Here is an 8887-nt window from a genome sequence, read left to right as displayed (position 1 = left end):
CTGGTCGGTGTCGGCGGCGGCTTTTTGATTATTCCGGCGCTGGTGTTGCTGGGCGGTTTGTCGATGCGGTTGGCGGTGGGCACCAGTCTGGTGATTATCGCAGCGAAATCCTTTGTAGGATTTTACGAATACCTCAATGTACTGGACGCCTTGCAGCTGCAACTCGACTGGCAGGTGGTCGGTCTCTTCTCGGTGCTCGGCATTATCGGCGGCTGGCTGGGACACAAGGTCAGCCGCCGTGTGGATCAAGGGCTGTTAAAACGCATTTTTTCCGTGTTCCTCGTGCTGATCGGGGTGTTTATTCTGTATAAGAATTTACCGGGGCTGCTTTAACCTAAGGTTTTGATAAATGTGTGCCGACAATGCGAGAACGGGGAGGCTCAGTCAAACCATTGCTCAGAGCCTGAATACGATAAAGCGTTTCAGCATGATGTTTGGCGGGCTGATGTTTTCTTGCACGCTGACGGCGGCGGATTTGTCGGTGCAGTTGGATAACGACATTCTATACGGCACCGACCGGGAATACACCGGTGGTTTTATTGTGCGCTGGACAGATGCTACTGGAATTGGCCTGGTGGATGGGTGGGCGTCACCGCTGGAAAGACTGGCTTTATCCAGCGATGCGTTGCAAGGTGTTCAAAAAACAGATCAACTCGGCTTGGCCATGCAGATTTTTACGTTGGAAAAGCATGGCGACACCCGCCACGACAGTGCGGGTAACAGTGGCTGGGCGCACATCGATTTGCGACGTTTTTATCAATATGGCCGGTATCAGTCTGTGCTGGGACTCCGTTTAGGTTGGTTGGGGCCGAGCAGTGGCGGTCAGGAAATTCAGAACGGTTTGCACTCGATTATCGGTAATGATAATGCTTCTGGCTGGGATCATCAGGTGCCGGATCAACCAACGCTGCAGGTAGCTTTCGATCAGCAGGTGTTTTTGTCGGAGCCGCAATCGCATTCTGGCGGGCAGTTGTATGGAGCCTTGTCGGTTGTGGCGGGTTCGCCGGAAACCGCTGTTTCATTCGGGGTTGGGGCCTATTATGCGGACGGTGCCCGCCCGGTGATGCGCATGAATGCTTTAGACCATGTTGTGGATATGGGATCGGGTTTGGGGTGGTTTGTGTTTGCGGATGTTTCGGCTAAGTATGACATTTATAATGTCTTTCTTGATGGCCGCCCTTTTACGGAAGATGATCCGAATATTGAGTTTGCTAACGTGGTCATTCCGGCGGCGCAATACGGTGGCGGTTTAAGCTTTAACCATTTTTATGTTGTGCTTTCCAGTTCGGTGTTGGGGCAGGTGTATCGCGGTCAGCCGGAAAACCACTTTAAGTTTGCTTCCCTGTATTTCGGAATGCCATTTTAGTCATCTAATCAGTTGCTTGAAAGGCTTTGATGCCACCGTTTTTCAAGCCGTCTTGAGCAATCAAAAACACCAGGCCTGGCGATTTTGCTTGTTTCTGCACCACTAGGCTTTCCGGTTTGCCTTTGGGGGTGTCCAGTGTTAACAGCGGCGTCCAGGTCGAAAAAGTGTGTTTTCCGCCTTGTCCTATGCACGGCAAGGTTGGGTGAAATGGCGCACCGACGCAGGAGAGGGCGCTGTATAAAATCGCGCGGGTGTTGCTGGGCGGCTAGCCCGAATAAGTTACCTTCGGGTTAGGGAGTATTGGAATATTCGGGTTAAGCGGGCAAAAAACCAAATAGCCATAACGGTATTTTTGGCTCACTTCCTACTTCCATGCCATCCAGAGCCAAATAGGAGGGGCGTGTTTGATTTTTTAACTGCGAGAAGTCTTTTCCACGCCCGCCGATTTCAAAGACGAATGTTTCATCAATCAAAAAATCACCTTGATCGCAAAATTCAACTCGGTGGTTTCGTCCCAGTTGAGAAGCAAAAAAAGCTTCACGTAATGTGCCTATTTCAGGCGCTAAACATAAAGCGCTAAATAAATTGGGATGATAAAGATAAAGCGTGTCGGCTTTGCGAATCGTTTTGTATTTTTTTAATTCGTGCGGTACTTGTCGTACAAGCTCGCCACGCTCTAAATAGTTTAAAAATTTATAAAGCGTCGGTTTCGATAATTCGACACTCGTTGTAATCTTTTCAATTGACAACTCGAGCGGTTGTGAGCGGCAAATGACAACTAATAGCTTTTTCAATAAATCAATTTTGTCGTGTTGGATATGAAACAGGCTACCCAACTCCATTTGCACCACTAAATTAATGGTGTCGGCTAATCGTTGCTGGTAATTGCCGGGATCTTCGAAATAAAAAGGGTAAGCGCCTTTTTGTAAGTAGGCATCAAACAACGGCAACACCTTTCGATGACCTAAAGCCTGAATGATCTCAACGGCGTGATCCATTGGTGACTCGGTTATTTGCGTTAAGCTCAATACAGGTAATGGCATCCCGTATTGCAATTCGAGCGATTCTTTAAATGACAGTTGGCTGAGCGCAAACATTGAGAAGCGCCGACTGAAATCAGGACTGGTCAGTGAAATCGCAGAAGAGCCAGAAAATACGACCTTTAAAGATAAATAATCATAGATGGATTTCAGTGCTTGCTCAAAGCCTCTGGCCTGATGAATCTCATCAATGACCAGTACTTTCACGCCATACTGTTCAAAGTACTGCGCCATATCGAACAAGTCGATATCGCTAAACGCTGGGTGATCGCAAGAAATGTAGAGCGTTTCACTGATTGGCAGGTTTTGCTTTTTAAGCCATTGCAGCATTAAAGTCGTTTTGCCGACACCACGGGAACCGTATATTCCAAGAATTCTGGCCGAACTCGCTTCAACATGGGCAAGGATTTCTCGCTCATAGGTTGGCAGTTTTCGGTTTTGCAGGGCGGCATAGAGTTGTCTTGCTTTTAAAAGAATTTGTTCCATTTTTCATTCCGCGCACAATTAGTAAAAACCATTTTACTTAAAATTGAGTTTTAGCATAATGGTTTTTTCTAAGAATTCGTTCAACAGTTGAACACGCTATTTTAATGGTATCCGCTAGGCGGCGTTTCCAGGTCAGCATAGGTTTAATCGGTGTCCGCTTGATAGACACTCAGGCCACCGTTTTTTAATCCATCCTGTGCAATCAAAAACACCAGGCCTGGTGATTTTGCCTGTTTCTGCACCACCAGGCTTTCCGGTTTGCCTTTGGGGGTGTCCAGTGTTAACAGCGGCGTCCAGGGCGAAAATTCTGTTTTGCCGTTCCAGGCGTGCACTTGATACTGGTTCGGCACCTCATTGACCGGGCCGGACAGCAGATAAATTTGGTCTTCAAAGGCCATCATGTCACGAATGCCCAGTCCGTTCAGGTTCACCAATCGTAATTTGGCATCGCTTAATGCAAAGGCCTTTTTATTTAAATCGAATTTCAGAATGGCCGCCAGATTGCCGCGAAATACCGGGCCGCGAAAGCCGACGAATAGATGCTTTTCGGTAACGGCGAGGCCTTCAATGTCAATGCCGTTTTCCTTGCTGGGCAGGGCGGTAAAGGGGGCGAGCATTTCGTTGGCGTGAATGTTCGGCAGCAAGTTCAGGTGTTTGAGGCTGACGACTTCTAAGGTGTCGCTGAGTTCGATTTGAAACAGAACATTGCGCGACGGTTCGTCGTGAATGGGCGTGAGGCGTTTCAGGTTCTTTTTGTCCGAAGCGCCCGGTTTGATTTTCTTGCGTTTTTTGGAATGGGAGCCGATGGCGTAAAGATAGGGTTTTTGCCAGGCCAGGCCTTCCAGATCCAGTTCATCCGGCGAGTCGGTCAAGGTGAGTTTGCCGGACGCTTCGGCTTGGTAAACGCCGTTTCGCTTGGGCAGAATTTGCAGGGCGGTGCCTTCGTCGGTGGCTAAGGCCATAAAACGGTCGGTGATGACCAGACCGCTGATATTGTCCGGGTCTATGGACAAGGAACCGTTTATTTTAGGCGTTGTATCGCCCGCTGAAACCGTGAAACTGACGAGTAAAAATAGGAGGCTGGTAAAGCGGCGCATGCGTCTTATCCTTTTATTGAGGGTGTTTGGCGAGATACTGTGCCAGATAGCGATGCGTCTTCTGTACCGCACGTTTTTCATTGCGATCGTTCCAGGCCTGGCCGATGGTCTTGCGCATCAAGCCTTCCACACTGCGGGTCCATAGTAAGTTTTTCAGCATGGCGGCGAGGTGTTTCGGGCGGCGCGGAAAGGCGCGTAAGGCCATGGAAAAACTCAGTTCTTCGTATTCAATGAAATGCCACCAGCCGGGTGGAATATACAAAATGTCGCCGTGATTGAGTTCGGTTTCATAGCCTTGCAAGTTATTGCAGCGCCGGGTATTTTTCGAGCTCCGGTGTGCGGTAGTTGACGTCGAACAGGCTGCTGAATGAAAAAGGCACTTTGTACATCAAGGGCGTTTGGTCGGGCGGAAACAGCATGACCTTCTTTTGGCCGCCGAAATGACACAGGAAAATATCCGCCAGATCAATGTCGTAGTGCATCTGCACCTTGGCGCCGGTGCCGCCCATAAACAGCACCGGCAGTTTGCGGAAAAACGGCAGGCCGATGTCCGGGTAGTCGAAGTCGGCGGCCAGTTCCGGTACTTCTTGCAGGATGTTGTAAAAAAACAGGCGTAAATCGTTTTCCCCGGCCTGCAGTTTGTCCAGATAGTCGGCCAACGGCATTTTGGTCGCTGGGGCGTGCTGATGCTTGCGGTTTTTGGAGGGCTGGCTGTCGTAGAGCGGTACGATTCGATCGCCCGCCACGGCTTTGAAATAGTCAAGGGACCATTTTTGCCGGGCAGGCCAGGTGTCGGTCAAGTGCTGAATCTTAACCGGCTGTTCCGGTTGCTTAAACTGGCGGATAAACTCGGCTTTCGATAGGGTATCCAGCGTTGCAATTGGGCGGTGGCTTTTCATGTTCGGTTCTGTTGCAGGGTGGCAAAGGGATTAATTTAAGTGGGCTAAACGGTATTCTATCGCTTCGGCCACGAACGAATTTAAGCTTTTCTCACCAGCGGCCATCACGGCTTTACGGTGCAGCTCTGGACTGATGCGGACATTGAATCCCCCCTTGAGCGGCGTGTCGGGCTTTTTGCCACGTTTTTTACAGCTTTCCAGATAATAATCCACCGACGCCTGAAAGGCTTGCTCCAGTTCCGTAACCGTCTGAGCTTCGTAATTAACTAAATCTCGGATAAAAGCGAGTTTTCCATAAAGGCAGTGGTCTTCCGAACTGTATTCAACGGTTCCCAGATAGTCTTTGTACTCCATAAATTGACTCATAAGTCCCCCGATTGTTTTAGCGTTTCTTTCACTTGTTTGAGAACGTAGGCTTTGACTTCGTTCCCAGGGTGCGGTTTGTGTAGCAGAATATCGTTGCCGTTACGGCTAAACAGAACCCGAGAGCCAGCGGCTTCGATTTGCTCAAACCCAAGCGCTGTTAAAACGGCCACAAGGTCATTCCATTTAAATGTCTTTTTCGCCGCTTTAAATTTTTCAATCAATTTTTGTTGTTGGGTCATAAGTATACATTTAGCCGTCTTTTGCAACTGATTATAGTTGCTTGATCCTATTGGTGCAAGTTGAGCATAACTTCTTGAACTCAAGGGCGGCACTCGGTTCATCCTTCGAGTGAATGAGCGAGTGGATGAGTCTAAGGAAAAATCGTTGAGTGGGGAAGGTAAGTCGGCCAGGCCTGGTGAAAATGTGATTTTGCCAGGCCTGGTCGAATGGTGTGTGAGCGGGGTGGCGATTATTGTTTCACCATGCGCAGGTAGTTGTCCATAATGTGCAGTTGTTGACCCGGCTGGCCAGTGAAGCCGAGCATTTCCGCTTTGGCGAGGATTTTACCGAACAGCACTTCTTCTTCGTGTTGCTCGGCAATGAACCATTCGATGAAGTTGAAGGTGGTGTAGTCTTTGATGTCAAAGGCCGCATTGGCGATGTCGTGAATCATGGCGGTGACTTTCAATTCGTGCTGGTAAGCCGCATTGATGACTTCCATCAGGTTGTCGAATTGGTTTGGCGGCGCCGGTATCGCTTCCAAAGTCACTGGGGCGCTGCACTCGGCCATGTAGTCGAAAATTTTGTCCATGTGGGTGCGTTCTTCCAGACTGTGGTCACGGAAGAATTTGGCGGAGCCTTCCAGTCCCGCACCTTCACACCAGGCGCTCAGTTGCAGGTAAGTGTTTGAAGCATAGAATTCGGCATTGACTTGTTTATTGAGTAATTGTGCGATTTCAGGTTTTAACATGGTGTTTCTCCTTGTGTCATGATCGTTTGCGATTGATTGTTTAAAACTCGTGAATCAGGCCAATGGAGTAGGCGCTTTGATTCGAGTGGTCGGATTCTCCGGCGGCCACCTCGTCATTGGCGGTGGCGGTTTTGTCTAGGCGCGCGAACTCTACGTAGCCAATGGTCGCCTTGCCCAATGTGATATTCAAGCCGATGGCAGTGTTAGTCGAATCTTGAAAGGCTTCGCCATTGGCTTGCGTGCGATTGACCTGTGAGATTTTCAACTTGGGCAACCAGCGTTCAAATTGATAGCCTAATTGCAATTGTACATTGTCTCCCGCTTGGTAAGTGTTTTTGAGCGCTTTGCCGCCAAAGTGTTGCACCAGTAAATTTCCGATGAATCCGTTTTGCTGGTATTGCGCCGATAAGCGCACCTCTTCCGCCGAGCCGCCTGAAGTAAAATTGGCCGATTGCCAATGGTTATAAGCGGCGGCCAAGTAAAGGCCTGTCTTGTGGTTATCATAGGTGAAGGCCAGTGACATGAGATCGTCCAGCGCGGTTTCGGTGTTCTGGTTGTCTTGTAGGTTGTCTTGTGGGTTGTCCTGACTGGCCGGTGCCAGCCCCGCCAGCAGGGCCAGGCCGCCAAATGAGGGCGACTGCTACAGCAGGGTGCTGGGGGCACGGTATTCGCCGGACTCGCTGTAGACTCCAAGCCCCCCGGCCATGGGGCCGTGGTCGGACAAAATGCCGTTATCGAATAAATCGTCCGGTGCCGACATCATCAGTGGGGTATCGTGACGCCCCGCTAACAATGTGCCAAACGAACTCGTCAAGCCCACAAATTGGTCACGCGCCGTCAGGGCGTCCTTCTCGCCGTCAATCTGGATCTCATAGGACAAATGGTAAATCGCTGTGAGCGACGGGGTCAGTGTTTGCTGCCCCTTTACCCCCAAATGCGAGGTGCGATTATGGATTTGAGTGCCCGAATCCACTTTGACCTTGTTGCCTTGGCGATCATGGGTGTCCGTCTGATCCACGGATAGATTCAGGTAGCCATAGACGCGCGGCGCTTCCGCCATGGCGACGCTGCTGGCCGTCAGCATCCAGAATCCAATCCAAATGCCCATTGACGGTCTCTTCCAATTGAAACCCTGCAAGTCACGTGTCAGTCGTCCAGTGCTTGGGCGTATAAGCGTGTTCCTAAGCATATTCATGAGGCTCCATATAATGCGATTTGCGAATTGTACGCAAGCCTCGGGGTGTTCGGATGACGTTTGCATGACGGCACGGAAAGTCCTGTTTTGGGTTCAGTGTTGAGTTTGAGATTAAGCCGATTTCTCGACGGAATCCTTGCCAGCGCGACTTTTACCGTGCCCCCCTTCGTTTAAGTGGGTGACATCGGAGAGGTCGTCGCCTTCCAGTTTGTAAGCTTGGGCGAAACCGCGCACGTAGCCGGCGGACAAGGGCGTGAGTTCAAACAGATGAAAGTCTTCCAGCGGTTTGAGCATTTGAATGATTTCGCCGAATTTGTCTTCAAGCTGCGTCATTAGAGTCTCCCATTCGGCTTCCGTGCGCTGAATATGACGTGCTCGGGTTTTCAGGGTGGCGCGTTTGCGGGCAAACAGGTGTTTGGCTTCGTTTTCCGGTTCGATAAACAGCAGGCTGGCCTGGGGATCTTCCATCAGGTTGAAGGTGTGGTTGGAGAGTTCTGAAATGTAAATATAGAAACGTCCGTTATTACGCATCACCGGTGCGTAGCTGGCTTCCGGCTCGGCGGTTTTGTTGAGGGTGGCCATCACCACGCTCTGGTGACTGTCGATAAAGTCATTGAATTCAGTGTAAATTCCGTTCAGGGGTTTTTGGGTCTCGCGGGTCATGTTGTCTCCTCATGCTGTGGATGCTGCGTGGGTGTCATTGCGTGGTGTCATCCATTTTGGTTGACTTCATTGTGCCTTGAGTCGCTTTAAAAATCATCCGATTTTTTTGTCCGCTCATCTTGACATTGAGTTAACTATAAAAAGAATGATAATAGTTATCAACATTATCAATCATCTTATTTAACTTTTTAGAGCGCAATTCATGAAGTCCAAATTGAAACGGCAGACGCAACCCGACGCTATGACACTCGCTTGTCAACTGAGTCAAGGCGATAAAAAGCGGTATCCGCCGTGTTATCCGTCGCGAGCGTGTTTGCCCTCGGTTTGCATGGGCAAAAAACGTCATCGCCTGTGTTTGAGCCTTTTGGTCTGGCTGATGCCGACCCTGACTTGGGGGCAGGCGCCTGGTAAGGAAGCGCACGGCGGTGAAACGCAATTGGAAGCGGTGCAAATCACCACCGCGACCCGCACACCGAGACGCTTGGAGGAGGTGCCAGTGCAAACCACGGTGGTGACGCGCGAAGAAGTGGAAAAAACCCATGCGCGTAACCTCGCCGAGGCGCTGCGCTATGTGCCGGGCATTCAACTGAAGCCCATTCGTGGCAAAACCGGCGAAGGGGTGTGGATTCAGGGGTTTGACCCGGATCGGGTGTTGATTCTGGTGGACGGCAACCCGGTGTCGCCCAGCACCGGTTCCACGGTGGATGTCACGCAAGTGGCGATTGGCGACGTGGAGCGCATTGAAATCATGCGATCAGAGCGAACAGGATAATCCGCTGGCGAAAAAGACCGGTGTGTTTGAAGT

12 protein-coding genes and 1 pseudogene are annotated in these 8887 nt (G+C 50.3%); 3 read left to right on the top strand and 10 right to left on the bottom strand.

Translation table 11 applies throughout. The features are described 5' to 3' along the window. Both ACP5D0_RS03395 and ACP5D0_RS03390 read left to right on the top strand, forming a co-directional pair. Nucleotides 1–333 (top strand): sulfite exporter TauE/SafE family protein (locus ACP5D0_RS03395; protein WP_472364171.1); only part of this gene is annotated, 333 nt, incomplete at its 5' end. Nucleotides 334–445: 112 nt separating this feature from the next. Further along, complete coding sequence (locus tag ACP5D0_RS03390; protein WP_472364170.1) at nt 446–1366, top strand: lipid A deacylase LpxR family protein; 921 nt, start codon at nt 446–448, stop codon at nt 1364–1366. 4 nt (nt 1367–1370) lie between these two features. On the opposite strand, the gene ACP5D0_RS03385 is transcribed toward ACP5D0_RS03390, so the two are convergent. The 10 genes and pseudogenes from ACP5D0_RS03385 to ACP5D0_RS03340 all read right to left on the bottom strand — a co-directional run bounded on the left by ACP5D0_RS03385 (nt 1371) and on the right by ACP5D0_RS03340 (nt 8082). Beyond that, nucleotides 1371–1562 carry a hypothetical protein gene (locus ACP5D0_RS03385; RefSeq protein ID WP_472364169.1) on the bottom strand — a complete coding sequence of 64 codons (192 nt, stop codon included), beginning with the start codon at nt 1560–1562 and terminating at the stop codon, nt 1371–1373. A 118-nt stretch (nt 1563–1680) separates the two neighbouring features. Next, the gene (locus ACP5D0_RS03380) at nt 1681–2892 is read right to left on the bottom strand and encodes an ATP-binding protein (RefSeq protein ID WP_472364168.1); all 1212 of its coding nucleotides are present in this window, start codon (nt 2890–2892) and stop codon (nt 1681–1683) included. A gap of 143 nt (nt 2893–3035) precedes the next feature. Continuing rightward, complete coding sequence (locus tag ACP5D0_RS03375) at nt 3036–3989, bottom strand: DUF3616 domain-containing protein (protein WP_472364167.1); 954 nt, start codon at nt 3987–3989, stop codon at nt 3036–3038. Nucleotides 3990–4002: 13 nt separating this feature from the next. After that, the gene (locus ACP5D0_RS03370) at nt 4003–4290 is read right to left on the bottom strand and encodes a JmjC domain-containing protein (RefSeq protein WP_472364166.1); all 288 of its coding nucleotides are present in this window, start codon (nt 4288–4290) and stop codon (nt 4003–4005) included. Between the two features lies 1 nt (nt 4291). Beyond that, nucleotides 4292–4888 carry a cupin-like domain-containing protein gene (locus tag ACP5D0_RS03365; protein ID WP_472364164.1) on the bottom strand — a complete coding sequence of 199 codons (597 nt, stop codon included), beginning with the start codon at nt 4886–4888 and terminating at the stop codon, nt 4292–4294. Nucleotides 4889–4918: 30 nt separating this feature from the next. Further along, nucleotides 4919–5254, bottom strand: coding sequence for a type II toxin-antitoxin system HicB family antitoxin (locus ACP5D0_RS03360; RefSeq protein WP_472364163.1), 336 nt, complete (start codon nt 5252–5254; stop codon nt 4919–4921). Next, nucleotides 5251–5586, bottom strand: a complete 336-nt coding sequence (locus ACP5D0_RS03355; RefSeq protein WP_472364162.1) for a type II toxin-antitoxin system HicA family toxin — start codon at nt 5584–5586, stop codon at nt 5251–5253. The genes ACP5D0_RS03360 and ACP5D0_RS03355 overlap by 4 nt, the downstream gene beginning before the upstream one ends. 137 nt (nt 5587–5723) lie before the next feature. After that, nucleotides 5724–6224 carry a ferritin gene (locus tag ACP5D0_RS03350; protein ID WP_472364160.1) on the bottom strand — a complete coding sequence of 167 codons (501 nt, stop codon included), beginning with the start codon at nt 6222–6224 and terminating at the stop codon, nt 5724–5726. Between the two features lie 40 nt (nt 6225–6264). Next, a pseudogene (locus ACP5D0_RS03345) lies at nt 6265–7308 on the bottom strand (porin). Between the two features lie 222 nt (nt 7309–7530). Next, nucleotides 7531–8082 carry a HugZ family pyridoxamine 5'-phosphate oxidase gene (locus ACP5D0_RS03340; protein WP_472364159.1) on the bottom strand — a complete coding sequence of 184 codons (552 nt, stop codon included), beginning with the start codon at nt 8080–8082 and terminating at the stop codon, nt 7531–7533. Nucleotides 8083–8284: 202 nt separating this feature from the next. Between ACP5D0_RS03340 and ACP5D0_RS03335 the strand changes: the two genes are divergently transcribed. Then, entirely contained in the window at nt 8285–8854 is a 570-nt protein-coding gene (locus ACP5D0_RS03335) for a TonB-dependent receptor plug domain-containing protein (RefSeq protein ID WP_472364158.1), read from the top strand. The last annotated feature ends 33 nt before the right edge of the window (nt 8855–8887 follow it).

Origin of the sequence: Hydrogenovibrio sp. (assembly GCF_049975065.1) — a bacterium.
In the GTDB taxonomy this organism is placed as follows: Bacteria; Pseudomonadota; Gammaproteobacteria; order Thiomicrospirales; family Thiomicrospiraceae; genus Hydrogenovibrio.
This window is presented reverse-complemented; position numbering and strand designations above follow the sequence as displayed.